At 73.9% G+C, this 26,590-nt stretch carries 26 protein-coding genes; 6 read left to right on the top strand and 20 right to left on the bottom strand.

Annotated elements, in window-relative coordinates; all coding sequences use genetic code 11:
* Positions 1-68 precede the first annotated feature (68 nt).
* From ACZ7MY_RS23805 to pdhA, 9 genes are all read right to left on the bottom strand, one after another.
* Positions 69-632 (bottom strand): bacterial proteasome activator family protein, encoded by a 564-nt coding sequence (locus tag ACZ7MY_RS23805; protein WP_499604524.1) that lies wholly within the window; start codon positions 630-632, stop codon positions 69-71.
* A gap of 125 nt (positions 633-757) precedes the next feature.
* Entirely contained in the window at positions 758-1,114 is a 357-nt protein-coding gene (locus ACZ7MY_RS23810) for a hypothetical protein (protein WP_499604526.1), read from the bottom strand.
* 72 nt (positions 1,115-1,186) lie between these two features.
* The gene (locus ACZ7MY_RS23815) at positions 1,187-2,158 is read right to left on the bottom strand and encodes an NAD(P)H-quinone oxidoreductase (RefSeq protein ID WP_499604528.1); all 972 of its coding nucleotides are present in this window, start codon (positions 2,156-2,158) and stop codon (positions 1,187-1,189) included.
* A 10-nt stretch (positions 2,159-2,168) separates the two neighbouring features.
* Positions 2,169-3,239 (bottom strand): potassium channel family protein, encoded by a 1,071-nt coding sequence (locus ACZ7MY_RS23820; RefSeq protein WP_499604530.1) that lies wholly within the window; start codon positions 3,237-3,239, stop codon positions 2,169-2,171.
* Positions 3,236-4,639 (bottom strand): molybdopterin molybdotransferase MoeA, encoded by a 1,404-nt coding sequence (locus ACZ7MY_RS23825; RefSeq protein ID WP_499604532.1) that lies wholly within the window; start codon positions 4,637-4,639, stop codon positions 3,236-3,238. Before ACZ7MY_RS23825 ends, ACZ7MY_RS23820 begins: the two co-directional genes overlap by 4 nt.
* Positions 4,636-5,547: an NTP transferase domain-containing protein gene (locus tag ACZ7MY_RS23830; RefSeq protein WP_499604534.1), complete on the bottom strand. Its 912-nt coding sequence runs from the start codon at positions 5,545-5,547 to the stop codon at positions 4,636-4,638. The genes ACZ7MY_RS23825 and ACZ7MY_RS23830 overlap by 4 nt, the downstream gene beginning before the upstream one ends.
* Positions 5,548-5,575: 28 nt before the next feature.
* Positions 5,576-6,955, bottom strand: coding sequence for a dihydrolipoamide acetyltransferase family protein (locus ACZ7MY_RS23835; protein WP_499604536.1), 1,380 nt, complete (start codon positions 6,953-6,955; stop codon positions 5,576-5,578).
* On the bottom strand, positions 6,955-7,980 hold the full coding sequence (locus ACZ7MY_RS23840; RefSeq protein WP_499604538.1) for an alpha-ketoacid dehydrogenase subunit beta: 1,026 nt from the start codon (positions 7,978-7,980) through the stop codon (positions 6,955-6,957). Before ACZ7MY_RS23840 ends, ACZ7MY_RS23835 begins: the two co-directional genes overlap by 1 nt.
* Positions 7,977-9,077 (bottom strand): pyruvate dehydrogenase (acetyl-transferring) E1 component subunit alpha, encoded by a 1,101-nt coding sequence (gene pdhA, locus ACZ7MY_RS23845; RefSeq protein ID WP_499604540.1) that lies wholly within the window; start codon positions 9,075-9,077, stop codon positions 7,977-7,979. The genes ACZ7MY_RS23840 and pdhA overlap by 4 nt, the downstream gene beginning before the upstream one ends.
* 149 nt (positions 9,078-9,226) lie before the next feature.
* On the opposite strand from pdhA, the gene ACZ7MY_RS23850 reads away from it, so the two are divergent.
* Positions 9,227-9,769, top strand: coding sequence for an Lrp/AsnC family transcriptional regulator (locus tag ACZ7MY_RS23850; protein ID WP_499604542.1), 543 nt, complete (start codon positions 9,227-9,229; stop codon positions 9,767-9,769).
* Between the two features lie 32 nt (positions 9,770-9,801).
* On the opposite strand, the gene ACZ7MY_RS23855 is transcribed toward ACZ7MY_RS23850, so the two are convergent.
* Genes ACZ7MY_RS23855 through ACZ7MY_RS23865 form a run of 3 tightly spaced genes read right to left on the bottom strand, consistent with a single transcriptional unit; the run spans position 9,802 to position 12,707 of the window.
* Positions 9,802-10,533 (bottom strand): alpha/beta hydrolase family protein, encoded by a 732-nt coding sequence (locus tag ACZ7MY_RS23855; protein WP_499604544.1) that lies wholly within the window; start codon positions 10,531-10,533, stop codon positions 9,802-9,804.
* Positions 10,534-10,566: 33 nt separating this feature from the next.
* A complete protein-coding gene (locus ACZ7MY_RS23860; RefSeq protein WP_499604546.1) occupies positions 10,567-11,184 on the bottom strand; it encodes a TetR/AcrR family transcriptional regulator in 618 nt (205 codons plus the stop codon).
* Positions 11,185-11,186: 2 nt separating this feature from the next.
* Positions 11,187-12,707: a 3-hydroxyacyl-CoA dehydrogenase gene (locus ACZ7MY_RS23865; RefSeq protein WP_499604547.1), complete on the bottom strand. Its 1,521-nt coding sequence runs from the start codon at positions 12,705-12,707 to the stop codon at positions 11,187-11,189.
* A gap of 131 nt (positions 12,708-12,838) precedes the next feature.
* Here ACZ7MY_RS23865 and paaN point away from each other — a divergent pair, with 131 nt between their 5' ends.
* A complete protein-coding gene (gene paaN / locus ACZ7MY_RS23870) occupies positions 12,839-14,515 on the top strand; it encodes a phenylacetic acid degradation protein PaaN (RefSeq protein WP_499604549.1) in 1,677 nt (558 codons plus the stop codon).
* Positions 14,516-14,569: 54 nt separating this feature from the next.
* On the opposite strand, the gene ACZ7MY_RS23875 is transcribed toward paaN, so the two are convergent.
* The 3 genes from ACZ7MY_RS23875 to ACZ7MY_RS23885 all read right to left on the bottom strand — a co-directional run bounded on the left by ACZ7MY_RS23875 (position 14,570) and on the right by ACZ7MY_RS23885 (position 17,369).
* Entirely contained in the window at positions 14,570-15,250 is a 681-nt protein-coding gene (locus ACZ7MY_RS23875) for a TrmH family RNA methyltransferase (protein ID WP_499604551.1), read from the bottom strand.
* Positions 15,247-16,521, bottom strand: a complete 1,275-nt coding sequence (locus ACZ7MY_RS23880) for an HTTM domain-containing protein (RefSeq protein WP_499605024.1) — start codon at positions 16,519-16,521, stop codon at positions 15,247-15,249. The genes ACZ7MY_RS23875 and ACZ7MY_RS23880 overlap by 4 nt, the downstream gene beginning before the upstream one ends.
* Positions 16,522-16,676: 155 nt before the next feature.
* Entirely contained in the window at positions 16,677-17,369 is a 693-nt protein-coding gene (locus tag ACZ7MY_RS23885) for a DUF5819 family protein (protein ID WP_499604553.1), read from the bottom strand.
* 239 nt (positions 17,370-17,608) lie between these two features.
* Between ACZ7MY_RS23885 and ACZ7MY_RS23890 the strand changes: the two genes are divergently transcribed.
* Positions 17,609-18,736, top strand: a complete 1,128-nt coding sequence (locus tag ACZ7MY_RS23890; protein WP_499604555.1) for an acyl-CoA dehydrogenase family protein — start codon at positions 17,609-17,611, stop codon at positions 18,734-18,736.
* 36 nt (positions 18,737-18,772) lie between these two features.
* On the opposite strand, the gene ACZ7MY_RS23895 is transcribed toward ACZ7MY_RS23890, so the two are convergent.
* The 3 genes from ACZ7MY_RS23895 to ACZ7MY_RS23905 all read right to left on the bottom strand — a co-directional run bounded on the left by ACZ7MY_RS23895 (position 18,773) and on the right by ACZ7MY_RS23905 (position 21,459).
* The gene (locus tag ACZ7MY_RS23895; RefSeq protein ID WP_499604557.1) at positions 18,773-19,105 is read right to left on the bottom strand and encodes a rhodanese-like domain-containing protein; all 333 of its coding nucleotides are present in this window, start codon (positions 19,103-19,105) and stop codon (positions 18,773-18,775) included.
* 49 nt (positions 19,106-19,154) lie between these two features.
* The gene (locus ACZ7MY_RS23900) at positions 19,155-19,982 is read right to left on the bottom strand and encodes a hypothetical protein (protein ID WP_499604559.1); all 828 of its coding nucleotides are present in this window, start codon (positions 19,980-19,982) and stop codon (positions 19,155-19,157) included.
* Positions 19,983-20,064: 82 nt separating this feature from the next.
* Positions 20,065-21,459, bottom strand: coding sequence for a DUF2252 domain-containing protein (locus tag ACZ7MY_RS23905; RefSeq protein WP_499604561.1), 1,395 nt, complete (start codon positions 21,457-21,459; stop codon positions 20,065-20,067).
* A gap of 177 nt (positions 21,460-21,636) precedes the next feature.
* Between ACZ7MY_RS23905 and ACZ7MY_RS23910 the strand changes: the two genes are divergently transcribed.
* Both ACZ7MY_RS23910 and ACZ7MY_RS23915 read left to right on the top strand, forming a co-directional pair.
* Positions 21,637-24,105 carry a SpoIIE family protein phosphatase gene (locus ACZ7MY_RS23910; RefSeq protein ID WP_499604563.1) on the top strand — a complete coding sequence of 823 codons (2,469 nt, stop codon included), beginning with the start codon at positions 21,637-21,639 and terminating at the stop codon, positions 24,103-24,105.
* Between the two features lie 55 nt (positions 24,106-24,160).
* Positions 24,161-24,598 carry a MarR family winged helix-turn-helix transcriptional regulator gene (locus tag ACZ7MY_RS23915; RefSeq protein ID WP_499604565.1) on the top strand — a complete coding sequence of 146 codons (438 nt, stop codon included), beginning with the start codon at positions 24,161-24,163 and terminating at the stop codon, positions 24,596-24,598.
* A 66-nt stretch (positions 24,599-24,664) separates the two neighbouring features.
* Here ACZ7MY_RS23915 and ACZ7MY_RS23920 read toward each other — a convergent pair whose 3' ends face one another.
* Complete coding sequence (locus tag ACZ7MY_RS23920) at positions 24,665-25,075, bottom strand: winged helix-turn-helix transcriptional regulator (protein ID WP_499604567.1); 411 nt, start codon at positions 25,073-25,075, stop codon at positions 24,665-24,667.
* A 114-nt stretch (positions 25,076-25,189) separates the two neighbouring features.
* On the opposite strand from ACZ7MY_RS23920, the gene ACZ7MY_RS23925 reads away from it, so the two are divergent.
* Complete coding sequence (locus tag ACZ7MY_RS23925; protein ID WP_499604569.1) at positions 25,190-25,804, top strand: FMN-dependent NADH-azoreductase; 615 nt, start codon at positions 25,190-25,192, stop codon at positions 25,802-25,804.
* Positions 25,805-25,902: 98 nt separating this feature from the next.
* Here the strand turns inward: ACZ7MY_RS23925 and ACZ7MY_RS23930 are convergent, their stop codons facing one another.
* Positions 25,903-26,478, bottom strand: a complete 576-nt coding sequence (locus ACZ7MY_RS23930; protein ID WP_431959002.1) for a TerD family protein — start codon at positions 26,476-26,478, stop codon at positions 25,903-25,905.
* Between the last annotated feature and the right edge of the window lie 112 nt (positions 26,479-26,590).

Below are 26,590 nucleotides of genomic sequence, written 5' to 3' on the forward strand. Positions count from 1 at the left end.
ACGGCGGGTAACCCCATGGGTCCCCGCCGTCTGTACCTACGCGTACGTACCGTCGTGGTGCCGCCGGCTCACAGGTAGGGGCCGGTGCGCGCCCCGCCCGGGGCCTGCCCGTCCTCGTCGCCCTCGTGACCCACACCGGGCGGCAGGGCGCGGCGCATCTGCTCCAGCTGCGCGCGGGCGGCCATCTGCTGGGCGAACAGGGCGGTCTGGATACCGTGGAACAGGCCCTCCAGCCAGCCCACCAACTGCGCCTGGGCGATGCGCAGCTCGGCGTCGCTCGGCACGCCGTCCTCGGCGAAGGGCAGCGAGAGCCGCTCCAACTCCTCGACGAGCTCGGGCGCGAGGCCCGCCTCGAGCTCCTTCACGGAGCTGTGGTGGATCTCCTTCAGGCGCACCCGGCTCGCCTCGTCCAGGGGCGCGGCCTTGACCTCTTCCAGGAGCTGCTTGATCATGCTGCCGATCCGCATGACCTTCGCGGGCTGTTCGACCATCTCCGTCACGGGGACCTCGCGCTGCTCGTCGCCTTCTCCGGCGCGGTCGGCGTGTCCGCCGCCGCCGAGGGCCATCCCGTCCGGGCCGACGACCAGGACCTGCGGGCTCTCCTGCGACCGTTCGTTCATCGGCATCTCCATGCCGCCATTGTCGCGCACCGGCGCCTCTCCGGAATGTGTGCCCCCCACCGTCCCGCGCCACTCCTCCCGGCAGCCCTCGTCCGCGGCCCGGGGGCCCCGGCCGGCCCGGTCGCGGCACACGGAGGTCAGCGGCCACGGCGCAGCCGGAGGGCCAGGAAGCCCAGTCCGAGCCCGATCAGCAGCAGTCCCACGCCGAGCGGCAGGACCTCCAGCACACGTCCCACGGGCGCCCGGACGGCGGCCGGGCCCTGGTCCTGCGGCTCCTCCACGTGCACGGGGACGTGGGCCGAGGGCCGTCCCCCGTCGTCGCCCGGGGTCTGCGGCGGCTCCGCGCGGCCGGGGTGCCTGCGTCCCTCACCGGGTTCGGTGCCCGCCAGCCCGGAGGACGCCGCCGGGTGGGGAGGGGGCGGCGCGGCCGCGCCGGTGACCAGGAGGGCGACTCCGGTCACCGTCGTCGCCACGACCACCTTCCGCAACTCCATGCTCCCAGCGTCACACGGAGCGTCATGGGCGGCCAGTCGTGCCCTGGGGCCGTACCGGCCGCCCGGCGGCGGTCAGAGGGTGAGCAGCACCTTGCCGACGTGGGTGCTGGCCTCGACCAGCCGGTGCGCCTCCGGGGCCTCCCGCATCGGGAGGGCGCGGTCCACGACCGGGCGCACCACCCCGGACTCCAGCAGCGGCCAGACGTGCTCCCGCACCGCCGCCACGATGGCCGCCTTCTCCTCCAGCGGCCGTCCGCGCAGCGAGGTCGCGGTGATCGCGGCCCGCTTGGCCAGCATCCTGCCGAGGTCGAGCTCGCCCTTGGCGCCGCCCTGGAGCCCGATGACGGCCAGCCTGCCGTTGACCGCGAGGGCGTCGACGTTCCGGCCCAGGTACTTGGCGCCCATGATGTCGAGGATGACGTCGGCGCCGCCGAAGGCCTCCCGGACCTCGGCCGTGAAGTCCTGCTCCCGGTAGTTGATCCCGAGGTCGGCGCCCAGCTCACGGCATTTCTCGAGCTTGTCCGCGCTGCCCGCGGTGACGGCGACCTTGGCGCCGACCGCCTTGGCCAGCTGGATCGCCATCGTGCCGATGCCGCTGGAACCGCCGTGGACCAGCAGCGTCTCGCCGGGACGCAGGTGGGCGATCATGAAGACGTTGGACCAGACGGTGCAGACCACCTCGGGCAGGGCCGCCGCCTCGACGAGCCCCACACCCTTGGGCACCGGCAGCAGCTGCCCGGCGGGGACGGCCACCTTCCCGGCGTAGCCGCCGCCCGCGAGCAGCGCGCACACCTCGTCGCCCACCGACCAGCCGCTCACCCCCGGGCCGAGGGCGGCGACACGGCCCGAGCACTCCAGGCCCGGGTAGGGGGACGCGCCGGGCGGCGGGTCGTAGAAGCCCTGCCGCTGCAGCAGGTCGGCACGGTTGACGGCGGTCGCGGCGACCTCGACCAGCACCTCGCCCTCGGCGGGTACGGGATCGGGGACCTCGGCCCAGACGAGCGCGTCGGGGCCGCCGGGTTCGGGGATGGTGATCGCATGCATGCCGCCGACGCTACCCCTGCGGGACGTGCGACGGGTCGTCCTGGCTCGTCCTGTGGATGACGATGAGCCGATCGGTCAACTGCAGCGGGCTCGCCTCGGGGTTGTCGTGGTCGAGCAGGCGGTGGCCGCGCTTGACGACCACCACCAGGTCGTCGACCTCGCGGGGGTCCAGCCCGGCCTCCGCCTTGGTGACGGGGCGCTCGATCAGGTCCAGCCCGCTGCCGTAGCTGATCAGCTCCTCCATCACCTCGCCGGCGCTGGGGCTGAGCATCGACATCCCGAGCAGCCGGCCCGCCGCCCCGGAGCTGGTGACGACGGCGTTGGCGCCGGACTGGCGGAGCAGCGGGGCGTTCTCCTCCTCGCGCACGGACGCGACGATGTTGATCCGCTTGCTCAACTGCCGGGCCGTGAGGGCCACCAGGACGGCGGTGTCGTCCCGTTGCGCGGCGATGATCAGCTCCTTGGCCCGCTGGATCTCGGCGCGCAGCAGCACGTCGTTGCGGGTGGCGTCGCCGATGACCCCGGCGAATCCCGCGGCGACCGCGGCCTCCACGGCCTTGTGGTCGGGGTCGACCACCACGATTCGCTGGGCCGGCACCCCGTGCCCGGTCAGCGTCCTGGCCGCCGAACGGCCCTTGGTGCCGTATCCGACGATGACGGTGTGGTCGCGCACGGTGGACCTCCAGCGCTGCTGCCGGTACTGCTCACGGGTGCGCTCGGTGAGCACTTCGAGCGTGGTGCCGACGAGGATGATCAGGAAGAGCACGCGCAGGGGCGTCACCAGGAGCACGTTGCTCAGCCGGGCGCTCGCGCTGTAGGGGACGACGTCGCCGTAGCCCGTGGTGGAGAGGGTGACGGTCGCGTAGTAGACGCAGTCCAGCAGCGACATCGTGCCGCCGGCGTTGTCGTGGTAGCCGCCGCGGTCGACGTACACGATCAGCACGGTCAGCACCAGGACCAGCAGGGCCATCAGGAGCCGCCGGACCACCTGGACCAGGGGGCCGACGGCCTTCTTGTGGGGCAGGTGGACGATGTCGACACCCGTCCGTGCGGCGCCACGGCCGCGGCCCACGTCCCTCACTGCCGCCCCCAGCCCGTCTCCAGGACGGCCGTGCGGTCGCCCTTCACGGCCCCGCCCGGCGGGACGACGGCCATGCCGTCGGCCGCCGCGATGCCGCGCAGCATGGCCGGGCCGCTGAAGTGCAGCGGGGCCGCCTGCGACTCCTCGTCCAGGACCACCGGCACCAGACGGGTGTCGGTGGGGTGGCCGTGCACGTCACCGGTGAGCCGTGCCTCGTACGCCGCGGGGGCCGGGCGGCCCGCGAGCGCGCGCAGCAGGGGGACGGCGAGGGTCAGCACCCCGGAGACCGCCGCCAGCGGGTTCCCCGGCAGGCCCACCAGCCGTCCGCCGCCGGGCAGTTCGGCCAGCAGCATCGGGTGCCCCGGGCGGACCGCGACGCCGTCCACGAGCAACCGGGCGCCGATGCGCTCCAGTACGGGATGGACGAAGTCCACCGGGCCGCCCGCCGTGCCGCCGGTGGTGACCACCAGGTCGGCGGCGGACGCGGTGACGGCGTCCTGCAGCAGACCGGCGTCGTCCTTCAGCCGCCGCACGGTGACCGTGCCCGCCCCGAGTGCCGTGAGCCAGCCGGGCAGCAGCGGGCCGAGCGCGTCCCGCACCCGGCCGCCGCCGGGCGCCCCGGCGTCCAGCAACTCGTCGCCCAGCACGAGGACCTCCACCGAGGGCCGCGCCGTGACGGTCAGTGCGTCGTATCCCGCCGCCGCGGCCAGGCCCTGCACCGCGGGGGTGACCAGCGCGCCGGCCGCCAGCAACTCGTCGCCGCCGCGGCACTCCTGGCCACGGGGCCGTACGTCCTGACCGGGCCCGGGGCCGCCGCGCGTGGCGTGCAGCAGCCCGTCGGCGGTGAGCCGGCCGTGCTCCCGGCGCAGCACCGCCGTCGCGCCGGGGGGCAGCGCGGCCCCGGTGGCGATGACGGTCGCCTGCCCGTCGAGCAGCGCGGTCGCGGCCCGCTGACCGGCCAGGACGCTGCCCTCGGTGCGCCACGGGCCGGGGCCGGCGACGGCCCAGCCGTCCATCGCGGAGGTGTCGAAGGAGGGCAGGTCGGTGAGCGCGGTCAGCGGCTCGGCCAGGGCGTGCCCGAGGGCCTCGCCGAGCGGCAGGGTCAGCCGGCCCAGCGGTCCCGCGGCGGAGCCCGCGATGCGCCGGGCCCGCGGCCACGGCATGTCGTGGTGGCCGCCGTGGGCCGCGCCGCGGGAGGCACCGTGGTCCCCGCCCCGGGTCCCGCCGTGCAGGTGGGGGAGCGACCGGGCGCCGTCCGCGCCGCCGCCGGAAGGCGGCTGCACGGGGCCGTACCGGCCGGCGGCCCGCCCGTTGGCCAGGGCGAGCGCCGCTTCCAGCTCGTCGTCGGCGGCCCCGGCACCGGTGTCGCGGGCACCGCCCGCCGCACCCGGCAGGTTCATGCGTCCGGGTCCCCGCTCTCCGCTTCCTTCGCCCACCGCTCGGCCAGCGCGGAGGCACGCCTGACGGCCTCCGCGACGGCCTGCTCGCCGCCGCCCGCCGTGGCCGCCGCGTAGCCCACCAGGAAGGTGGTCAGCGGCGCTGCGGGGCGGTCGACGCCGTGCGCGGCGTCCCGGGCGAGATCGAGGAGCATACGGATGTCGACGTCGAGGTCGATGCCGAGTTCGGCCTTGGCTGCGGCGATCCATTCATCCAACACGCCCCCATGCTCCCTGATACGGGCCCGGGCTGTGGAGAGGTCGTCCCAGGTGTCGCAGTCGAAGGAGGCCTGCCCGGTGGGGTCGGGCAGCCGCCGCAGGGCGAGTTCACCGGTGAGCAGCCGCAACGGCAGCCCGGTGAGCGTCCCGTGCTCGGCGGCGATCAGCGCCAGGTGCTGGCGCAGTGCCTCCGTGCGGTAGGCGGCCGCCAGCGTCTGGTCGCGGCCGTCGGGATCGGTGAGCACGACCCCGTCGTCGCCCTCCGCTCCGCGCAGGGCGGCGAGCAGGGCGTCCACCGTCGTGCGGGAGAGGAACGGCAGGTCGGCGGCGAGCACCAGCACGACGTCCGCGGTGACCTGGCGCAGTCCGGCGGAGAGCGCGGGCAGCGGACCGCCGCCCGGCGGTTCCTCACGGGCCCAGGCCACCGGGCGGACGGTGCGGCGGCGCGGGCCGACGACCACCGTGGTGGCCGCGCCCGCGCACGCGTCCAGGACGCGGTCGATCAGCGCCCTCCCCGCGACGGGCAGGCCCGGCTTGTCGGCCCCGCCGAGGCGCCTTGCGGCGCCGCCGGCGAGGACGACCGCGTCGTGGGGCTGCTCGTACGGCGAACGCGGCGATGGGTGGTCACGCGGCTCACGCGGCTCCGGAGTCATGCCCGGAGTATCGCCCACCGTGACGTGTTCACACCGCCCGGAGCAGCACCGCCGGTTGTTCCACGCAGTCCGCGACGAAGCGGAGGAAGCCGCCCGCCGTGCCGCCGTCGCACACCCGGTGGTCGAAGGTGAGCGACAGCTGGACCACCTGACGTACCGCCAGTTCGCCCTGGTGCACCCACGGCTTGGGGGTGATCCGGCCGACGCCCAGCATCGCGGCCTCGGGGTGGTTGATGATCGGCGTGGAGCCGTCGACGCCGAACACGCCGTAGTTGTTCAGCGTGAAGGTGCCGCCGGTGAGCTGGGCCGGGGTCAGTCCGCCGGAGCGGGCCGCCTCGGTGAGCCGGCCGATCTCCGCCGACAACTCCTCCGTGCTGCGCCGGTGGGCGTCCCGGACGACGGGCACGACCAGACCGCGGTCGGTCTGCGCCGCGAAGCCGATGTGCACCTCCGGCAGCACGACGATCTCGGCGCGCTCGGTGTCCACCGTGGAGTTGAGCTCCGGATAACGGGCCAGGGCCGCCGCGCAGATCCGTGCGAACAACGCCAGGACGGAGACCTTGGGACCGCCCGCGGCGTTCATCGCCGACCGTGCCGCCAGCAGTTCCGTCGCGTCGGCGTCCACCCAGCAGGTGGCGTCGGGGATCTCCCGCCGGCTGCGGCCGAGCTTCTCGGCCACGGCGCCGCGGATGCCGCGCAGGGGGATGCGGGTGGCCCCGGCCGCCGGGGCGGCGGACACCGCGGAGGCGGCCGCGGTGACCGGCGGCGTGGCAGCGGCCGTGATGGCCCGTTCCACGTCCGAGCGCAGGATCAGCCCTTCGGGGCCGGAACCGGTCAGCGCACGCAGGTCGAGGCCATTCTCACGGGCCCTGCGCCGCACCAGCGGGGAGATGACGGCGACGGGACCCTCGTGCCGGACCGGCACGGCGACCACGGCCGGCGCGGCGGCCGGCGGGGCCGGAGCGGCGACGGCTGCGGCGACGGCTGCGGGGGCGGCCGCGACGGCACCGGCCGCCTGCCGCACCCGGCGGCGCCGGGCCGCGGGACCGCTGGTGCCGTAGCCGACCAGCACGTTGCCGGACCCGGAGTCGCCGTCGGCGGAGGCACCGGGGGCAGCGGCCGGTGCGGCGGCCACTGGCGCGCCGTCGGCGTGCCCGTCGGGGGAACCGACCGCGACGGTCAGCAGCGGCCGCCCCACGTCGAGGGTCTGCCCCTCCTCGCCGAAGCGCGCGGTGACCACGCCGCCGTAGGGGCAGGGCACCTCGACCACGGCCTTGGCCGTCTCGACCTCGACGACCGGCTGGTCGATGGCGACGACGTCGCCGACCTGCACCATCCACCGCACGATCTCGGCCTCGGTCAGCCCCTCGCCGAGGTCGGGGAGGGCGAACTCGCGGACGACGGCCATCACGCCTCCTCCCACTGCAGGCGCCCGACCGCGTCCAGGATGCGGTCGACGCCGGGCAGGTGGTGCCGCTCCAGCATCGGCGGCGGGTACGGGATGTCGAAGCCGGCGACCCGCAGGACCGGGGCCTCCAGGTGGTGGAAGCAGCGCTCGGTGACCCGGGCGGCGATCTCCGCGCCCACGCCGCCGAAGCCGGAGGACTCGTGGACGACGACCGCACGGCCGGTACGGCGCACCGACGCGGTGACCGTCTCGTCGTCGAAGGGCACCAGGCTGCGCAGGTCGACGACCTCCAGGTCCCAGCCCTCCTGCACGGCGGCCTCGGCCGCCTCCAGGCAGACCGGGAGCGACGGGCCGTACGTGATGAGCGTGGCGGAGCGGCCGCTGCGGCGGACGACGGCCTTCCCTATGGGGGCCACCTCCTCCGGCGCGTCCGCCGACCAGTCCGCCTTGGACCAGTACAGCCGCTTCGGCTCGAGGAAGATCACCGGGTCGTCGGAGGCGATCGAGGCCCTCAGCAGCCCGTAGGCGTCCGCCACGGTGGCGGGGGTGACGACGTGCAGGCCGGGGGTGTGCGCGTAGTACGCCTCGGAGGCGTCGCTGTGGTGCTCGACACCGCCGATGCCGCCGCCGTAGGGCACCCGGATGGTCAGCGGCAGCGGCATGGCGCCGCGCGTGCGGTTGCGCATCTTGGCGACGTGGCTGACGAGCTGCTCGAACGCCGGGTAGGCGAAGGCGTCGAACTGCATCTCGACCACGGGGCGCATGCCGTACATCGCCATGCCCACGGCCGTGCCGAGGATGCCGGCCTCGGCGAGCGGGGTGTCGGTGCAGCGGCTGTCGCCGAACTCCTCGGCGAGGCCGTCGGTGATCCGGAAGACGCCGCCGAGGGTGCCGATGTCCTCGCCGAAGAGGTGGACCGACGGGTCCTCGGCGAGGGAGTCGCGCAGCGCGCGGTTGAGCGCCTGGGCCATGGTGGCCGGCTTGCGTCCGGTCGCCACGGGGGTCGCGGTGGTGGCGGTGCTCATGACTGTGCCTCGGCCTCCAGCTCGGCCCTCAGCATCGCGGCCTGCTCGCGCAGCTGCGGGGTGGGCTCGGCGTAGACGTGTGCGAACAGGTCCATCGGGTCGAGGACGGCGTCCTCGTTCATCCGCTCGCGGAGCGCCGCGGCCATCCGCTCGGCGTCCTCCTCGGTGTCGCGGACCATCGCCTCGTCGAGCAGGTCCCGCTCGCGCAGGGCGCGTTCGAGCACGGCGATCGGGTCGTGCCCGCGCCAGGCCTCGACCTCGGAGTCCTCCCGGTAGCGGGTGGCGTCGTCGGCGTTGGTGTGGGCGTCCATGCGGTAGGTGATCGCCTCCACCAGGGTCGGGCCGCCGCCCTCGCGGGCGCGGGCCACAGCCTCGGTGAGCACGGCGTGGACGGCCGCGACGTCGTTGCCGTCGACGAGCCGGCCGGGGATCCCGTAGCCCACGGCCTTGTGGGCCAGCGACGGGGCGGCGGTCTGCTTGTCGAGGGGGACCGAGATGGCGAAGCCGTTGTTCTGCACGAGGAAGACGACGGGGGAGCGCCACACGGCGGCGAAGTTCAGCGCCTCGTGGAAGTCGCCCTCGCTGGTGCCGCCGTCGCCGACCATGGCGAGCGCGACGACGTCGTCGCCCTTGAGCCGGGCGGCGTGCGCCAGGCCGACGGCGTGCGGCAGCTGGGTGGCCAGCGGCGTGCTGAGCGGGGCGACCCGGTGCTCGCGCGGGTCGTAGCCGGTGTGCCAGTCGCCGCGCAGCAGCGTCAGCGCCTCCACCGGGTCCACACCGCGGGCGACGGCGGCGAGGGTGTCGCGATAGCTGGGGAACAGCCAGTCCTGGGGCTCGAGGGCGAGCGCCGCGGCGACCTCGCAGGCCTCCTGCCCGGTGCTGGACGGGTAGACGGCGAGCCTGCCCTGCTTGGTGAGCGCGGTGGCCTGCCGGTTGTAGCGGCGGCCGCGCACCAGCTGTCCGTACATCGTGGTCAGCAGTCCGGCGTCGAGCGCGCCTGCCTCGGGGGTGCCGAGCAGTCGGTACGGCTCAGGGTCGGGCAGCAGCGGCGCCGGGTCGGTGCGGGGTTGCCAGACGTGCTGGTCCAGGACGGTCATCGCGAGCACCTCCTCGTGGGCGTGTTCGGTGGGGGGAGCGGGTATCGCTCCCCTACCGATTGTTCGGTCGCCGGAGGCATTTTGGCTACAGGTGTGTCCCGCCTGTGGACAAACGGTTCTCCACACCCTGAGATGGAGCCAGTACGTCCATGCTAGGGAGGCTCGGGGGCGTGACGGATTCCCAAATTTCTCGGGGCGGCGCCCCGGGACCGCAGGCAGCGGCGGCGGACACCGGTCCGGCGGCGGTGCGTCCGCTGGACGCCATCGACCGGGCGATCCTGCGCTACCTGCAGGAGGACGGCCGGGCGTCCATACGCTCGGTGGCCGAGCACGTCCACGTGTCCCGCGCCAACGCCTACGCCCGGATCAACCGGCTCATCGAGGACGGCGTCATCCGCGGTTTCACCGCCCGCGTCGACCACGAACGCGCAGGTCACGGCGCATCCGCGTACATCACCTTGAAGATCGTGCAGAACTCCTGGCGCACCGTTCGGGAGAAACTGCTGGAGCTGCCGGGGGTGGCGCACATCGCCCTGGTGTCCGGGGACTTCGACGTGCTGCTGCTCGTCCACACCCCCGACAACCGCAGCCTGCGGGAACTGGTGCTGACGCGCATCCAGGCGGTGCCCGAGGTGCTCAGCAGCCGCACCCTGCTGGTCTTCGAGGAGACCGACCGGGTACTGACCGACTGATCCGCCGGCCCCTCCGGCGGGCTGGGCCGGGCCTAGCCGGCGTACTTCTTCAGGAAGGCCGTCACGGTGGCCCAGTTGGGGTCGGAGGTCAGCATGCCCACGCCGTGCTGGGGCCCGCTGACGATCTCGAGCCGGTTCTCGGACGCCTTCTTGGTCGCCTTGCTCAGCGCCTCGGTCGACTCCGCGAACGCGGTGTCGCCCGCCGCCGCCATGTAGAGCACGGGCACCGTCAGCCGGGGCACCGCGGAGCTCGCGTCCATCGTCCCGTAGGTCTCGGGCGCGGAGAGCGAGACAACGGCGTTTACCGGCGGCTCCACGGAGGCGGCACCCTCCAGGACGGCCGTGCCGCCCTTGGAAGCGCCCATCAGCAGGACGTGCCGCACGCCCTTGGCACGCAGGAACCCCACCCCGCCCAGGACCTCGGGCACCTCACTGCCGTTGGAGTCGACGACCAGCACCCGGTAGCCGTCCTTCACCAGGAGGTCCGCCTGCGGCATCCACTGGCACATGTCGCCGTCCGCCTGGTGCATCAGCAGCACAGCGGTGTCGCCCTTGCCGGCGAACCAGGCGTCCACCGGGTTGGCGTCGGTGTCGTCGTAGCCGACGGAGCCGGACTTCGCCTGCGCGGCCGTGAGGCAGCCGAAGTCCTCCGGTGGCGTGGCGTCGGCGGCCTGCGGGCCGTCGTCACCGCCGCCGCACCCGGCGAGCAGCAGGACGGCGGCCGCGACGGCGCAGTACAGGCGGGCACGTGTGGCGAGTGGCATGGCCCTGATCGTGATGGCTGGTCTGGACCAGCGTCAAGAGACGCGCAGCCCGTCGAAGGCCAGCCGCACGACGGCGTCCACGACCGCGGCGTCGTCGTGCTCCCGGGTACCGGCCGCGTGCGGCTGGTACCACTCGACTATGGAGTTGATCATCCCGAAGAGCAGCCTGGTCGCCAGCCTGGGCTCCACGTCCCCGCGCAGGTCCCCCTCGGCGACGGCCGACTTCAGCAGGTCGGCGACCCGGTGGTCGAACTCCCTGCGGCGCTCCATGGCCGCCCGCTCGGTCGTGGTGTTCCCGCGCACCCGCAGCAGCAAGGTGACGTAGGGCAGTTCCGTCATCAGCACCTCGGTGGTGCGGCGCGTGACGTACTCCAGCCGCTCCACGGCGCGCCCGCCGCTCGCCCCGGGCTCCCCCAGGATGCCGAAGAGACCGTCCAGGGCACGGCCGACGGCACGCTCCAGGAGCTCCTCCTTGCCCCGCACATGGTGGTAGATCGAGGACTTCGAGATGCCGGCGGCCCGCGACAGGTGCTCCATGGACGTGCCGTCGTAACCGCGCTCGATGAAGACCGCCACGGCCACGGCCAGCAGCGAGTCCGGGGTGTACGTGTCCCTCTTGGGGGCGGAGCCGTCGCGCTGTGCCATGGTCATGATTAGAGCAGTCCCCCCTCGGCCGCCGCGCGGCGGTCCAGCGGGCGGGACGGCGCGTAGCGCCCGCCGGGATACGCCTGGTGCAGGTTGCGCAGCACCTCGCGGACCCACTCGAAGCCCAGCTCCTCCCCCCAGGCCAGCGGACCGCGCGGGTAGTTCACCCCCAGCCGCATCGCGGCGTCGACGTCCTCCGGCGAGGCCACGCCACGGGCGACGGCGTCGGTGGCGAAGTCCACCAGCATCGCCACGGTACGGGCGACGATCATGCCCGGGACGTCCTCGATGACGCTGACCTTCTTGCCGAGCGCCTGGAAGAGCCCGATCGCCGCCTGCACCGTTTCCGGGCGCGCGGAGTCGGACGGGGCGACGGCGATCCGGGTCGCCGCCCGGTAGTCCAGCGCCAGGTCGAACTGCACGTAGTCGACGGCCGGGCCCGTGGTGGCCGGGCCGCCGTCCGCGAGGTAGAGCCGGCCGCCGCCCGGCAGCTCCACGTACCCGTCCTCGGGGTCCGCGACCTCCCCGTCGAGCACCTCGATGCCGGCCTCGGCGATCAGCTGGGGCAGCACCGCGGCCGGACCGCGGCCGCCCATGCACACGGTGACCTCGGCGGGCGGCTTCTCCGGCCCCGCAGTGCGGGGCGCCGGAGGAGCGGCGCCCTCGGCGTGGTCGTACCAGCCGTGCCCGCTCTTGCGGCCGAGCCGCCCGGACTCCACCAGCCGCCGCTGGGCGAGCGAGGGCGTGAACTTCGGGTCCTGGAAGAAGGAGTCCCACACCGAGCGGGTGACGGCCTCGTTGACGTCCTGGCCGATCAGGTCCGTGAGCTCGAACGGGCCCATCCGGAAGCCGCCGCTCTCCCGCAGCACCGCGTCGATGGTGGCGGGGTCCGCGACCCGCTCCTCGTGGAGCCGGAACGCCTCCGCGTAGAAGGGGCGCGCGACGCGGTTGACGATGAAGCCGGGGGTGTCGGTGCAGCGCACCGGCGTCTTGCCCCAGACCGCGGCCGTGTCGTACGTGGTCCTGGCGGCCGCCTCGTCGGTCGCGGCACCGGAGACCACCTCGACCAGGGGCAGCAGCGGGGCCGGGTTGAAGAAGTGCAGGCCCACGAAACGTCCCGGAAGGCGCAGCGCGCCGCCCACGGCCGTCACCGACAGGGAGGAGGTGTTGGTCGCCAGCAGGCAGTCCTCGGGGACCACCGACTCCAGTGCCGTGAAGAGCTGCTGCTTCGCCCCCAGGTCCTCCAGGATCGCCTCGACGACGAGCGACACGCCCGCCAGTTCCTCGATCTCCCGGACGGCCGACAGGCGCCCGCGGGCCGCGTCGCGCTCCTCGGCGGACAACCGGCCCTTCTCGACCAGGCGGTCCAGCCGTTCCCCTATGGCCCGCTCGGCCTGCTCGGCCCGGCCCGGGCCCGCGTCGTAGAGGCGTACGGGATGCCCCGCCACCAGCGCGACCTGGGCGATCCCCTGGCCCATCGTCCCCGTGCCCACCACCGCGACCGTGCAAGATCGGTCAAGAGCGCTCATCGCCGCCACTGCTCCTCGCCGGTTGTCCACAGCTTGGGTCGGCCCCCTTGTCCCGACCGAACATTCGGTTAATCTAGCGGGGAAGCCAGCACCCTGCCCACCCCAATCCAGCTCGACGAGGAGTTGGCCCCATGGCTGCCGATCTCACCGCTGTCCCGTCGGTCGAAACGCACCGCGAGACGCTCGACAAGGCGCTCGAGGCGATCCGTACCCGTGAGTACTGGTCCCCGTACCCCGAGCACCCGAAGGCATACGCGGACGGCGAGACCGCCCAGGCCGCGTTCGACGCCCTGCGCGGCACCCGCTTCGACCTGGACCAGCCCGGTACCGACGGCTGGACCGGCGGCGAGGTGTCCCCGTACGGCATCGAGCTGGGCGTGGAGTACCCGCACCCGGACGTCGACGTGCTCCTCCCCGCGATGAAGGCCGCGATGCCCGCCTGGCGCGAGGCCGGTCCGGAGAACCGGGCCCTGGTCTGCCTGGAGATCCTGGCCCGGATCAACGCGCGCACCACGGAGATGGCCCACGCGGTCATGCACACCTCCGGCCAGGCCTTCATGATGGCCTTCCAGGCCGGCGGCCCGCACGCGCAGGACCGTGGCCTCGAAGCCGTCGCCTACGCCTACGTGGAGCAGGTCCGCACCCCCGGCACGGCCGAGTGGGTCAAGCCGCAGGGCAAGCGCGACCCGCTGACCCTGCGCAAGGACTTCACGCCGGTGCCGCGCGGCGTCGCGCTGGTGATCGGCTGCAACACCTTCCCCACCTGGAACGGGTACCCGGGCCTCTTCGCCTCCCTGGCCACCGGCAACGCGGTCGTCGTCAAGCCGCACCCGCGCGCGGTGCTCCCGCTGGCGCTGACGGTCAGGATCGCCCGCGAGGTGCTCGCCGAGACGGGCTTCGACCCGAACCTGGTCTGCCTGGCCGCCGAGCGGCCCGGCGAGGGCCTGGCCAAGACCCTGGCGCTGCGCCCCGAGGTCCGCATCATCGACTACACGGGCTCCACCGCCTTCGGCGACTGGCTGGAGGAGAACGCCCGCCAGGCCCAGGTCTTCACGGAGAAGGCCGGCGTCAACACCGTCGTCGTCGACTCCACGGACGACTACAAGGGCATGCTGTCCAACCTGGCCTTCTCGCTGTCCCTGTACAGCGGCCAGATGTGCACCACCCCGCAGAACCTGCTGATCCCGCGCGAGGGCATCGCCACCGACGACGGCCACAAGGGCTTCGACGAGGTGGTGGGCGATCTGTCCGCCGCCGTCGGCGGGCTGCTCGGCGACGACGCCCGGGCGAACGCCCTGCTCGGCGCCCTGGTCAACCCGGACGTGAAGGCCCGCCTGGAGGCGGCCGCCTCCCTCGGCGAGGTCGCGCTCGCCTCCCGCGAGGTCACGCACCCCGACTTCCCGGACGCCGTGGTCCGCACCCCGGTGATCGTGAAGCTGGACGGCGCCAAGCCCGACGACGAGGCCGCCTACCTGTCGGAGTGCTTCGGCCCGGTCGCCTTCGCCGTCGCCATGGACTCCACGGAGGACTCGGTCGAGTTGCTGCGCCGCACCGTCCGGGAGAAGGGCGCCATGACGGTCGGCGCCTACACCACCTCCGGCGAGGTGGAACGGCAGCTCGAGGAGGTCTGCCTGGAGGAGGCCGCCCAGCTCTCCCTCAACCTGACCGGCGGGGTGTACGTCAACCAGACGGCCGCCTTCTCGGACTTCCACGGCTCCGGCGGCAACCCGGCCGCCAACGCGGCCCTGTGCGACGGCGCCTTCGTCGCGAGCCGCTTCCGGGTCATCGAGGTCCGCCGCCAGGCCTGACCCGGGCCGGCCCGCCCACCCGCATCATCGACAGCCCCGTCCGGAGCAGCCCTGTCACTCCGGACGGGGCTGCTCCGTACCCACCCGCGCGTAACGCTGGATCCAGGCGTGCATCGCGATGGCCGCCGCCGCGCCCGCGTTGATCGACCGCGTGGAGCCGAACTGGGCGATCGAGCAGACCGCCGCGGCGTGCTTCCACGCCTCGTCGGTCAGACCGGGCCCCTCCTGCCCGAAGAGCAGCACACAGCGCTGAGGCAGCTCGGTGGTCTCCAGCGGCACGGCGCCGGGAAGGTTGTCGATCCCGATGATCGGCAGGTCCTCCGCCGCCGCCCACGCGGCCAGCGCCGCGACGTCCAGGTGGTGGCGCACGTGCTGGTAGCGGTCGGTCACCATGGCGCCCCGCCGGTTCCAGCGGCGCCGCCCCACGATGTGCACCTCCTTGGCCAGGAAGGCGTTGGCGGTGCGCACCACGGAACCGATGTTGAAGTCGTGCTGCCAGTTCTCGACGGCGACGTGGAAGTCGTGGCGCCGGGTGTCGAGGTCGGCGACGATCGCCTCCCGCGTCCAGTAGCGGTACTCGTCCACCACGTTGCGGCGGTCGCCGTGCGCAAGCAGCTCGGGGTCGTAACGCGCGCCCTCCGGCCACGGCCGCGGGTGCGGACCGACGCCGACCTCGGGGCCGAAGCCGTCGTCGTACTGCAGGGGCTCGGCCGCGTCGTCCTGGCTGGTGCTCACACCACGAGGTTAGAGGGGGCGGGCTCGCCGGCCGGTCCCGGCCCTCGTTGCCCCGCCACCGCCCGCACGTCGGCCGCGCCCGCGGTCTCCCGCGCGTCACGCGGCCCGGCGTCCGCCGGCTTCCCGGGGCCGCCGGCGCCTCCGCCGCGCCGCACCAGGCGCACCACCCGGTCGCCCGCCCAGCGCAGGAAGCCGGTGGGCAGGAAGACCGCGTCGGCGGCGATCATCGCCAGGGAGAAGAACGGCAGTCCGAGGACGACGGCGATAGAGGCGTGCTCGACCATCATCAGCGCGAGCAGCACGTTCTTCACCCGGCGGTTGAAGAGCGTGAAGGGGAAGGCGACCTGGACGATCACCGTGCCGTAGGTGATCACCATGACCATCAGGCCGCTGGCGGCCATCGCGTGGGACAGCCCCGGCCAGGGGCTGAAGTCGTCCAGGTGCAGCGGGTAGTACAGCGCGGTGCCGTCCTGCCAGCGCGAGCCCTGGACCTTGTACCAGCCCGCCGTGGAGTAGATCAGGCACACCTCGACGACGATCACCAGCAGGGCGGCGGCGTGCACGATGCCGGCGAGCATGTCGAGCACCGTGCGCGGCTCGCCCGGGGCGTAGCGGCGCACCGCCCACCACACGGCCTGGAGCAGCAGGAAGCCCCACAGGAACGGGGTCCAGCCCAGCCAGGGCAGCAGTCCGTCGGTCCAGGTCAGACCGGTACGGCCGAGCAGTTGCGCCACCGCGAGCACGAGCCCGAGGACGATCCACAGCGCGATCCCCGCGCCGTCGCCGTCCCGTCCCCTGGCCCGGCGGCGGGAGTCGAGCGACCAGACCTGCCCGCACCGGGTGAAGACGAGGTAGATCGCCAGCAGGTGGATCACGTTGTCGCCGCCGTCGCCCACGAACACGCTGCGGTTCTGCAGGGAGAGCACGCCGATCATGAACAGCAGCGAGGCCGTGCGGGTGCGCCAGCCGAGCAGCAGCATCACGCTCGCCGCGATCGCGCCCGCGTAGACGAGCTCGAACCAGGCGTCGGCCCTGCCCCACAGCAGCACGGTGAAGGCGTGGTTGTCGGCGACGAGCCGGTTCGCCAGGTCCCAGCTCCAGACCCCGTCGGGCCCGTAGAGCTCGTGGCGGTGCGGCCACTCGCGCAGCAGGAACAGCAGCCAGGTCAGCGCGACGCCGATCCGTACGACGGCGGTCTGGTAGGAGCCGACGGTGGTGCCGGTGATCCGGGCCAGGCCGCGGAACAGACCGCCGACGGCGGAGTCGAGCAGCCCGGCGAAGGGGGACGGGACGGGGGCGGCCGGCGTCCGGGCGGCCGCGGGCGCCGGCACGCGCGCGGCCCGGTCCACGGCGGCCTCGGCGGCCGCGCCTCCGCCATCGTGCGTGGCCTCGTGCGCCTCGCGTGCGGCCCCGTTCACTGCCTCGCTCACGACGCCTCCTCCCCACCCTCGTCCTCGGCCCCGCCCTTGTCCTCGTCCGCCACGTCCGAGCTCCACCAGGGCAGCACCTGGAAGGTGGTGCGCGTGTCGGTCTTCTCGGGGCTCCAGGTGGGCGCCGCGACCGCCGTGGTGCCGGTCCGCACCTGCAGGCGGACGACGTCGCCGCCGTTGAGCCGGGGCCCGAAGCGGTGCTCGACGATGCGCTGCAGGTACTGCCGGCTCAGCTCGCCGCGCATGCCGATGGGCTTGTCGTCCTCACCGTGGGAGGCCGCGTAGAAGCTCCACGCCCGGCGCAGCTCGTTCTGCTCGGTGTGGCTGGGCGCGACGTTGTGCCTGATGGCGGCCACGTCCATGGCCGTGAGGTCGACCCAGCCGGTCACCTCGGCGGCGCCGTCGTCCTTGCGCACCTCGGCGCGCGCCCACACGTGGATGTTCTGCTGGAGCGGATTGGGCGCGAAGAGCTTCCAGTTCTGCTCGAACTCGGGGTAGACGTAGGAACCGACCAGGTCGCCGTGCTTCTTGGTGGCGGTGTTCGCCGGCGCGACGTGCAGGAAGACCATCAGCAGGTGCACCGCGACGCCGACCGCCGCCGCGGCCAGCCCCAGCGCGAGCACGATCCGCCCGGGCTGCGACAGCGTGGCTATCGCAGCCGGTCCCCCGGACTCCTCGGGTGGCTCCATCGTGGTCTCCGCTCCTGTTTCCCCGCGTACCGCTCCGCACGGAACGGTACTCATGCCCCACGCATGCGGTACAGCCGTCCCGGTCAGCACGGGCCACGGGTCGCACGGCGTGGGCGGGGGCGCGGCTACGGGCGGGGCCGAGGGGCGGCAGCGGGGATGGCGACGGGGATGTGGACTTCCCGGCCCGGTCCACCTAATCTGACAGACCGTCAGAATCGATGCGCCCGGGAGGCCGGCCCATGGACTTCAGCTTCAGCGAGGAGCAGCTGGCGGCCGTCGAGGCGGCACGGGCGGTGTTCTCCGGCGTCGCCCCCGACGCCGTGCCGAGCCCCGCCCTGACCGCCGGGGCCGTCGCCGAGGACTTCGACCGCCCGCTGTGGGGCCGCCTGGCCTCGGCCGACCTCCTCGGCCTGGTGCTCGACGAGACGTACGGCGGGGCCGGCCTCGACCCGGTCGCCCTGTGCCTGGTGCTGCGCGAGGCGGGGGCGGTACTGGCCCGGGTGCCGCTGCTGGAGACCTGCGCCGCCGCCCTCGCCGTGCAGGCCGACGGCTCCGGCGAGCTGCGCGCCCGGCTGCTGCCCGCGGTCGCCCGCGGCGAGCTGGTGCTGACCGTCGCCTCCGCGGGCCGCACCGGCCACGACGGCGCGGAGCTGGCCGTCACCGCGCGGCCCGCCGACGGAGCCGACGACAGGAGCGGGACCGGGTCCCCCCGCGACTGGCTGCTCGACGGCGTCCAGACCGCCGTCCCCTGGGCCCCGCACGCCGACCACGTCCTGGTCCCGGCCTCCGCCGCCGACGGCCGCACCGTCGTCGCCGTCGTCCCCCGCGCCGCGGTCACCGCGGCCGGACAGATCTCGACCAGCGGGGAGCGCCACGCCGAGCTGCGGCTGGACGCCGTCCGCGTCCCCGCGCCGGACGTGATCACCGCCGACGGCGCCTGGGACCGGCTGCGCGGGCTGCTGACCACCGGCACCTGCGCCCTGGCCCTCGGGCTCGGCACCGCCGTCCTGCGCATGACCGGCGCCTACACCTCCCGGCGCGAGCAGTTCGGGCACCCGCTGGCCACCTTCCAGGCGGTGGCCGTGCAGTCCGCCGACCGCTACATCGACCTGCGGGCGATGGAGGTCACCTGCTGGCAGGCCGCATGGCGGCTGGACCCGGCCGACGTCGCGGTGGCCAAGATCTGGGCCTCGGAGGGCGTACGACGGGTGGTGCAGACCGCGCAGCACCTGCACGGCGGCTTCGGCGCCGACACCGAGTACCCGTTGCACCGCTACCACGCCTGGGCCAAGCAGCTTGAGCTCTCCCTCGGCCCCGCCGCCGCCCACGAGGAGGAACTCGGCGACCTGCTGGCCGCCGAGGCCTGAGCGTCGGGAACGGACGGGCACGGCCCCTCGGGGGCCTCAGAGCACGTGCGCCGGGCCCGTGCCGTCCGACACCAGCGGGCGGCCCGCGGCGTCCCAGCCGAGCATGCCGCCGTCGACGTTCACCACGTCGAGGCCCTGCGCGAGCAGGTACTGGGTCACCTGCGCCGAGCGGCCGCCCACCCGGCACACGACGTGCACCCGGCGGTCCGCCGGGACCTCGTCGAGACGGGCGACGACCTCGCCCATCGGGATGTGCACCGCGCCCTCTGCGTGCCCGGCGTCCCACTCGTCGTGCTCCCGCACGTCGAGCAGGTAGCCGTCGGCGGGGACCTGCGCGGCGTCCACCGCGGGCAGCTGGGCGTTGAACATGGGACGGACTCCTTCGGTCTGGGCGTGCAGGTCGAACGTACCCGACCCGCTAACCGGACCCCTTCGAGGACCGCACCAGCTCCGCCAGCCGGGCCTCGCGGTTGGCGACCTGGTTGAGGAGGCTCTCCGCGATCTCGTTGAGCAGCCCGTCCGGGTCGTCCGGGGCCAGCTTCATCATCTGCGCGATCGCGCTGTTCTCCAGCTCGCCCGCGAGCGCGGCCAGCTGCTCCTTGCGCTGCGCCAGCCACTCCAGCCGCGCGTACAGCACCTCGGCCTCGCTGGGCTGCGCCTCCTCCGGGACCGGCCCGGCCTCCCACTCCTCCGCGAGCTCGCGCAGCCGCTGCTCGTCGGCGTAGGTGTACGCCTCGTTGACCCGGGCGATGAACGCGCTGCGGCGCTCGACCTCGGCCTCGTCCTGCGCCAGGTCGGGGTGGGCCTTGCGGACCAGTTCGCGGTAGAGCCGCTGCGCCTCCTTGCCCGGCCGCACGCGGCGCGGCGGGTTCGGGTCCTCCTGCGGCCTGACCCCGTCGGTGCCGAGCAGCCCCTCGAAGAGCTCCTCCACCCCCGGCATCGGCATCACGAGGGCCCGCGCCTCCCAGGCGCGCTGGATGTCCTCACGGGAGCCGCTCTTCGCCGCGACCGCCTCCGCGATCAGTGCGTCGAGCTCGTCGAGCCGGGCGTACATCGGGCCGAGTTTCTGGTGGTGCAGCCGGGAGAAGTTCTCGACCTCCACCCTGAAGGTCTCCACCGCGATCTCGAACTCGATCAGGGCGCGCTCGGCGGCACGCACCGCCTGGGCCAGCCGGTCCTGGGGTTCGGAGGATGCGGCGGCCGACTCGGTGCCGGGGGCCGACTCGGTGCCGGGGGAATTCGTCACCGGTCCAGCCTACGAGGAGTGGGGGGCGCCGGTCACAGCCTACGGCCTGGTAGCTGCCCCCGGCCCACCGGCGCCCGTGCCCTCACACGCCCTCCTCCGCCGCGATCCGCCCGGCCCGCACCTCCGCCACCAACTCCGCGTGGTCCGCCTCGGTCCGGTCGGCGTAGGCGACCGCGAAGGCCGCGACCGCCTCGTCCAGTTGCTCGCCCTTGCCGCAGTAGCCGGCGATCAGCCGCGGGTCAGCGGAGTGCGCGTGCGCCCTGGCCAGCAGCGCGCCCGTCATCCGCGCGTAGTCGTCTATCAGGCCGGCCTCCAGCTCCGCGGGGTCGACGCTGCCCTTGCGGTTGCGGAACTGCCGTACCTGGTACGGCCGGCCGTCCACGTCGGCCCAGCCCAGCAGGCTGTCGCTGACGACCTGCATGCGCTTCTGGCCGAGCACCACGCGCCGCCCCTCGTGCTCCGCCACGGGGGCGTCGAACCCGGCCTTCCCCAGGTACGGCAGCAGCGCGGAGGGACGGGCCTCCTTCACCTGCAGCACCAGCGGCTGCCCGAGGTGGTCCAGGAGCAGCACCACGTACGAGCGGGTGCCCACGCTGCCCGTCCCGACCACCCGGAACGCCACGTCGTGCACCGCGTACCGGGCCAGCAGCGGCCGCCGGTCCTCGCCGATCGTCGCCAAATAGCCGTCCTGCGACAGGGCCCCGGCGACCGCCGCCGCCTCCTCGTCCGGCACCCGGCGCAGCACCGGGGGCGCGTCGACGAAGCGCCGGCCGCCGCCCGCGACCTCCTCCGTCGCCCTTGCCGCGAACTTGGCGCTGGTGTTGCGGCGCGCCTTCCCGGCCACCAGGCGCAGCGTGCCCGCCAGGTCGCGGGCGTCGGCGTGCGCGACCAGTTCCTCGTCGGCGATGGCGTGCCAGGCGTCCAGCACCGGCATCTTCGCCAGCAGCCGCATGGTCCGCCGGTACGCGCCCACGGCGTCGAAGGCGGCGCCCCGGCACGCGTCCTCGTCCGCCCCGGCCTCGCGCCCGGCCAGCACCAGGGAGGCGGCGAGCCTCTTGACGTCCCACTCCCAGGGGCCGGCCACGGTCTCGTCGAAGTCGTTGATGTCCATGACGAGCCGGCCCAGATGGTCCCCGTACAGGCCGAAGTTGGCGGCGTGCGCGTCGCCGCAGATCTGGGCGCCGATCCCGGTGACCGGGCCGCCCGCGAGGTCGGCGGCCATCAGCCCGGCCGAACCGCGCAGGAAGGCGAAGGGGCTCGCCGCCATCCTCCCCACCCGCAGCGGGACGAGTCCCGGGATGCGCCCGAGGCCGGACTCCCGCACCGCCTCCACCGTGCCCGGCCGGTCGGGACCCGGGGCGAACACCGCGTGCGCCTCGCGCGGTACCCGCTCCCGCAGCGCCTTGCCCTCCTGCTTGGGCGCGCCGTCGTGCGGCCACCTCTGGAATCCCGCGACGTGCGGGAGCCTGTGCTCCATGTGTTCTCCCTCCCCTTGGGCCATGCCCGGTTGGTCACTCCTGGGGGCAATCTAGCCATTTACCGGACCCCGCCCGATGTTTCATGCTTGCCTGGACGGTGAAGACCCGACCCTGATGCTCTTTCAGCCTTCCGCGCCGAACCGCAGCCGAACCTCAGGTGCCCGACGTTGGACGAGATGACCAGGCTTCCCACGACCACGACCCCGCTCGCAGCCACCGGTGTCTCCGCGCTCGTACGCCTCGCCGTGCTCTGCGTCGGCCCCGACGGCGACATCTCGTACTGGAACCGCGGTGCCGAGGAACTCTTCGGCCACCGCTGGGAGGGCGTGTTCGGCCGCCCGGCGGCCGGACTGCTGCCGCACACCGCGGGCCGCCACCCCGGGGAGCAGGACGCCCTGGAGGTGCTGGACGAGCTCACGCGGTCCGCCTGGGCCGGCGCGCTGCCCACCACCGACCGCGACGGCGGCGTCAAGGACGTGGTGTGGTGGTCCTACCGGATCATGGAGCCGGCCGGCCGGAGCCTGCTGGTGATCGCCGCCAACGCCCGTCCGCTGCGCGACACCGGGCCGCGCCTCGCGCTCGGCGACCACCTGCTGCCCTACACCGCCGACGGCACCATCGCCCGCGGCGCCGTCCGCATCACCCCGCGCCTCGCCCCGGTCGCCGACCCCGCGCACGCCGAGCACCTGGCCGGCCGGCTGGGCTCGGTGCTGCCCCGGGTCAGCGCGGGGCGGCTGGACCGGATCGTCCGTCAGATCGTGCCCCTGGGCTACCCGGCGGTGGAGGTCGACGGCACGGTGCTGCTCCCCGTGCTCCCCGAGGAGTACGGCACGACCGTGGCGCCGCCCCCCGTGAACCCGGCCACCGGCCGCACCGCCCGGCCCACCCGGCCCGCCCCGCACCCGGAGTTGCTGCCGGGGCCGCGGGCCGACGCGGCGGCGCCGGCGCTGGTCCCCGTGGCCGCGCCCAGCCCCTCGCTCGCCCCTGGCCACGTGCTGGACGAGCAACTGGCCCTGCTGCGCGAGACCGGGGCCAAGGTCGGCACGACCCTCGACCTGGAGACGACCGCCCGCGAGCTGTGCGCGGTCACCGTGCCGCGGTTCGCCGACTTCGCCGCCGTCCTCGTCGTCGACCAGCTGTTCTCCGACACCGAGCCGCCGAAGGACGACCTGTCCGGGGACACGATCATCGCCCGCCGGGTCGCCGTGGCCCACACCGGCACCACCCCCGGCCCGTGGGCGGCGGCCCTGCCGGAGGGCGAGCTGATCCCGCTGCCCGCCGACTCCACCCCGCGGCTGAGCGAGCCGCTGCTCGTACCGGTGATAGACCCCGCCCTCGCCCGGGACATCGCGCTCGACCTGGGCGTGCCCGGGCTCGGCCCGTTACTTCCCGAGCGGTCGATGGTCGTCGTACCGCTCACCGCGCGCGGCACGGTGCTGGGGCGGATGTGCTTCCTGCGCCATCCCGGCCGCCGTCCCTTCGACGCCAAGGACGCCGCGACCGCCGCCGAGGTCGCCGCCCGGGGCGCCGTGCACCTGGACAACGCCCGGCTGCACCGGCTGGAGTCGCGCGCCGCCGCGACGCTGCAGCGCAGCATGATGCCGACCCGCCCGCCCCGCATCCCCGGGGTGCGGATCGCGCACCACTACATGCCCGGCGACCGCCAGGCCCAGGTCGGCGGGGACTGGTTCGACGCCATCCAGCTGCCCGGCGGCCGCGTGGCGCTGATCGTCGGCGACGTCATGGGCCACGGTCTGCTGTCGGCCGCCGTGATGGGCCAGTTCCGCACCGCCGTGATCACGATGGCCGCGCTCGACCTGCCGCCCGCGCAGCTGCTGCGGCACCTGGACAACCTGGCCCACCGCCTCGGCGCCGAGCACCTGGCGACCTGCGTGTACGCGGTCTACGACCCGATCCACCGCACCCTGACCCTCGCCAACGCCGGCCACATCCCTCCCGTGCTGGCCCGTCACGACGGCCGCAGCGAGCTGCTGCAGATCCCCAAGGGCGCCCCGATCGGCGTCGGCGGAGTGCCCTTCGAGACGGTCGAGATCCCCGTCCCGGACGGCAGTTGGCTGGTGCTCTGCACCGACGGCCTGGTGGAGGTGCGCGGCCAGGGGATAGACGCGGGCCTGGCGGCGCTGTGCTCCAACGTCATCGAACCGCAGCAGACCCCCGAGGACGTCTGCGAGCAGATCCTCAGCCGTGTCCACTCCGACGACCGCCGCGACGACGTGGCGCTGCTGGTCGCCAACTTCCAGGGCATCCCGCCCGAGGACGTCGCCGAGTGGCGGCTGGCGATGGACATCTCCGACGTCCGGCGGGCCCGTGCGCTCACCCGCGAGCAGCTCGCGCGATGGGGGCTGCACGGGCTCAGCGACCTGACCGAGCTGCTGGTCAGCGAGCTGGTGACCAACGCGCTGCGGGTCGCCTCGCACGAGGTGTCGCTGCGGCTGATGCGGGTCGGCAAGCTGATGGTCGAGGTCACCGACGACGACCACAACCTGCCGCAGCTGCGCCGCGCGGACGCAGACGACGAGGAGGGCCGCGGCCTGGCCCTGGTCAGCAACCTCTCCAGGCGCTGGGGCACCAGTCGCAAGGCGGTCGGCAAGGTCGTCTGGTTCGAGCTGCCCTTGCCCGTCTGACCTGGGAACGAACCGGGGGAAACCGTCCCGATCCGGTCAGATGTAACCTACAAGCATGCAGGCCGGGAAAAACGCCTCGGTGGAGACCATCCACCGCGAGATGACCGCCTTCGCCCGCCGCGCCCGCGCGGCGGCCGCCCGGATGCACCCGCAACTGTCCCTGGTCGCGTACACGCTGCTGGCCCACATGAGCGAGCGCCGGAACTGCCGGGCCACGGACCTCGCCCAGGCGTTCCTGCTCGACAAGTCGACGGTCAGCCGCCAGGTCGCCACCCTGGAACGGCTCGGCCTCGTCGAACGGCGCTCCGACCCCGCCGACCACCGCGTCCAGGTGCTGCTGCCGAGCACGGCGGGCGCGGCACTCCTGGCGGAGGCGACCCGGGCGGCCCGGCGCAGCGTCCGCGGGAGGCTGGCGGACTGGGACGAGGGGGACCTGGCGCGGTTCGCCGCGTACCTGACCCGCTACAACCACGCCCCGGAGCGCCGGGACTGACCGGCCCGCGGCCGGCGTCCGGGGCTCAGTAGCAGGCGCCTGGCCTCAGCGGCAGGCGTCCCGGCCTCATCGCCCGGCCTCCGCGCCCTCCGTGCAGGCCTGCGCGGCCTCGGTGCAGGCGGCGGCACCGTCGGGGAGGTACTTCTCGGCCCACGACCCCAGCTCCCCCAGGGCCGGCCCGAGCGCCTCGCCCGCCTCGGTGAGCCGGTAGCTCACCCGCAGCGGGGGCCCGGGGTCCACCTCGCGGACGACGATGCCCGCCTCGGCCAGCTCCGTGAGCCGGTCGGAGAGCATCCGTTCGCTGATCCTGGGGATGGCCCGGCGCAGCTCGACGAAGTACGCCGGACGATGCGTGAGGACGGCCACGATCAGGCCGCTCCAGCGCTTGCCGAGGATCCCGAAGACGCGGGTCAACCCGACGTCGACCTTCGCGCACGGCTCCGCGTCGTGCGCGGCCGGCTCAGTCCCCTGTCCCATGGCCACAAGGGTACCCGGCTTGCCATCACTCACTGCAGAAAAGTAAGGTCCTGTGATAGCACTAGTTGCGCACGAATTCTTTACTGCGAACTTTATGGAAGTGGAGGCACCCCCATGCCCACGCTGCTGCACCTCGACTCGTCCATCTGGCCCTCCGACACCTCCGCGTCCCGCGACGTGGCGAACTCCTTCCGCAAGGAGTGGGAGGCCCAGCACCCGGGCGGTGAGGTGATCTACCGCGACCTGAACGCCGAGCCCGTGCCGCACCTCGACGCGGCCCACCACGTGGGCGGCGCCGAGCACCCGCTGCGGAACGAACTGGCCGACGAGCTGGAGCGCGCCGACGCCCTGCTGATCAGCGCGCCGATGTACAACTTCTCGATCCCCAGCACCCTCAAGGCCTGGCTCGACCAGGTGATCATCCTGGGCCGCACCGGGGGCGAACGGCCCTCCGCCGCGGACACCCCGGTCGTCGTGGTGGCCAGCCGCGGCGGCGGCTACGGCCCCGGGACCCCGCGCGAGGACTTCGAGTTCGTCACCACCTACCTGACGAAGGTCCTGGAGGGCGGCCTCGGCATCACGGACGTCGAGTTCATCGTCCCCGAGCTGACCCTGGCCCGTGCGGTCCCGGCCATGTCCGGCCTCGTCGAGGCCTCCGACGCCTCCCGCGCCAAGGCCCACGAGCAGGCCGCCGCCAAGGCCAAGGAGCTCGCCGCGCGGGTCGCCTGACCCCGTCCCGGCCGCCCCCACGCACGGAGGGGCCGCGTGGCATGCGCCACGCGGCCCCTCCCGTCGTACGTGCCCGTGCGCCCGGGCGTACGGCTACCTCACAGGTTCACGCCGAAGTCCTGCGCGATGCCGCGCAGGCCCGAGGCGTAACCCTGGCCGACGGCGCGGAACTTCCACTCGGCGCCGTTGCGGTAGAGCTCGCCGAAGACCATCGCCGTCTCCGTCGAGGCGTCCTCGGACAGGTCGTAGCGGGCGAGCTCGTTGTTGTCGGCCTGGTTCACCACGCGGATGAAGGCGTTACGCACCTGGCCGAACGACTGCTGGCGGCTCTCGGCGTCGTAGATCGACACCGGGAAGACGATCTTCTCGACCTCGGCCGGCACGGTGGCCAGGTTCACCTTGACCTGCTCGTCGTCGCCCTCGCCCTCGCCGGTGAGGTTGTCGCCGGTGTGCTCCACCGAGCCCTCCGGGCTCTTCAGGTTGTTGAAGAACACGAAGTGCTTGTCCGAGACGACCTTGCTCTCGGCGTTGACCAGGAGCGCGCTCGCGTCGAGGTCGAAGTCGGTGCCGGTGGTCGTGCGGACGTCCCAGCCCAGACCGACGGTGACCGCGGTCAGTCCCGGGGCCTCCTTCGTCAGCGAGACATTGCCGCCCTTGGAAAGGCTGACACCCATGGGATCTCCCTGCTCATTCCGGCGCGGGCCGCGCCCCTTGACGATTCCTTTGCCCAATCGCTCAACGGCTCGTCCCGGGCGTGGGTTCCCGGCGCCGCGGCCGTTCACCTGA

The organism is Streptomyces sp. NPDC111520, assembly GCF_055635295.1.

Bases quoted from the DNA above. Each gene is read 5' to 3' on its own strand.
- paaN (WP_499604549.1), top strand. From the start codon at position 12,839: ATGGCTGCCGATCTCACCGCTGTCCCGTCGGTCGAAACGCACCGCGAG.
- ACZ7MY_RS23860 (WP_499604546.1), bottom strand. From the start codon at position 11,184: ATGACCATGGCACAGCGCGACGGCTCCGCCCCCAAGAGGGACACGTAC.
- ACZ7MY_RS23925 (WP_499604569.1), top strand. From the start codon at position 25,190: ATGCCCACGCTGCTGCACCTCGACTCGTCCATCTGGCCCTCCGACACC.
- ACZ7MY_RS23930 (WP_431959002.1), bottom strand. From the start codon at position 26,478: ATGGGTGTCAGCCTTTCCAAGGGCGGCAATGTCTCGCTGACGAAGGAG.
- ACZ7MY_RS23905 (WP_499604561.1), bottom strand. From the start codon at position 21,459: ATGGAGCACAGGCTCCCGCACGTCGCGGGATTCCAGAGGTGGCCGCAC.
- pdhA (WP_499604540.1), bottom strand. From the start codon at position 9,077: ATGACCGTCCTGGACCAGCACGTCTGGCAACCCCGCACCGACCCGGCG.
- ACZ7MY_RS23915 (WP_499604565.1), top strand. From the start codon at position 24,161: ATGCAGGCCGGGAAAAACGCCTCGGTGGAGACCATCCACCGCGAGATG.
- ACZ7MY_RS23805 (WP_499604524.1), bottom strand. From the start codon at position 632: ATGGAGATGCCGATGAACGAACGGTCGCAGGAGAGCCCGCAGGTCCTG.
- ACZ7MY_RS23885 (WP_499604553.1), bottom strand. From the start codon at position 17,369: ATGGAGCCACCCGAGGAGTCCGGGGGACCGGCTGCGATAGCCACGCTG.
- ACZ7MY_RS23825 (WP_499604532.1), bottom strand. From the start codon at position 4,639: ATGAACCTGCCGGGTGCGGCGGGCGGTGCCCGCGACACCGGTGCCGGG.
- ACZ7MY_RS23835 (WP_499604536.1), bottom strand. From the start codon at position 6,955: ATGGCCGTCGTCCGCGAGTTCGCCCTCCCCGACCTCGGCGAGGGGCTG.
- ACZ7MY_RS23865 (WP_499604547.1), bottom strand. From the start codon at position 12,707: ATGAGCGCTCTTGACCGATCTTGCACGGTCGCGGTGGTGGGCACGGGG.
- ACZ7MY_RS23895 (WP_499604557.1), bottom strand. From the start codon at position 19,105: ATGTTCAACGCCCAGCTGCCCGCGGTGGACGCCGCGCAGGTCCCCGCC.
- ACZ7MY_RS23815 (WP_499604528.1), bottom strand. From the start codon at position 2,158: ATGCATGCGATCACCATCCCCGAACCCGGCGGCCCCGACGCGCTCGTC.
- ACZ7MY_RS23850 (WP_499604542.1), top strand. From the start codon at position 9,227: ATGCTAGGGAGGCTCGGGGGCGTGACGGATTCCCAAATTTCTCGGGGC.
- ACZ7MY_RS23840 (WP_499604538.1), bottom strand. From the start codon at position 7,980: ATGAGCACCGCCACCACCGCGACCCCCGTGGCGACCGGACGCAAGCCG.
- ACZ7MY_RS23920 (WP_499604567.1), bottom strand. From the start codon at position 25,075: ATGGGACAGGGGACTGAGCCGGCCGCGCACGACGCGGAGCCGTGCGCG.
- ACZ7MY_RS23855 (WP_499604544.1), bottom strand. From the start codon at position 10,533: ATGCCACTCGCCACACGTGCCCGCCTGTACTGCGCCGTCGCGGCCGCC.
- ACZ7MY_RS23910 (WP_499604563.1), top strand. From the start codon at position 21,637: ATGACCAGGCTTCCCACGACCACGACCCCGCTCGCAGCCACCGGTGTC.
- ACZ7MY_RS23830 (WP_499604534.1), bottom strand. From the start codon at position 5,547: ATGACTCCGGAGCCGCGTGAGCCGCGTGACCACCCATCGCCGCGTTCG.
- ACZ7MY_RS23890 (WP_499604555.1), top strand. From the start codon at position 17,609: ATGGACTTCAGCTTCAGCGAGGAGCAGCTGGCGGCCGTCGAGGCGGCA.
- ACZ7MY_RS23810 (WP_499604526.1), bottom strand. From the start codon at position 1,114: ATGGAGTTGCGGAAGGTGGTCGTGGCGACGACGGTGACCGGAGTCGCC.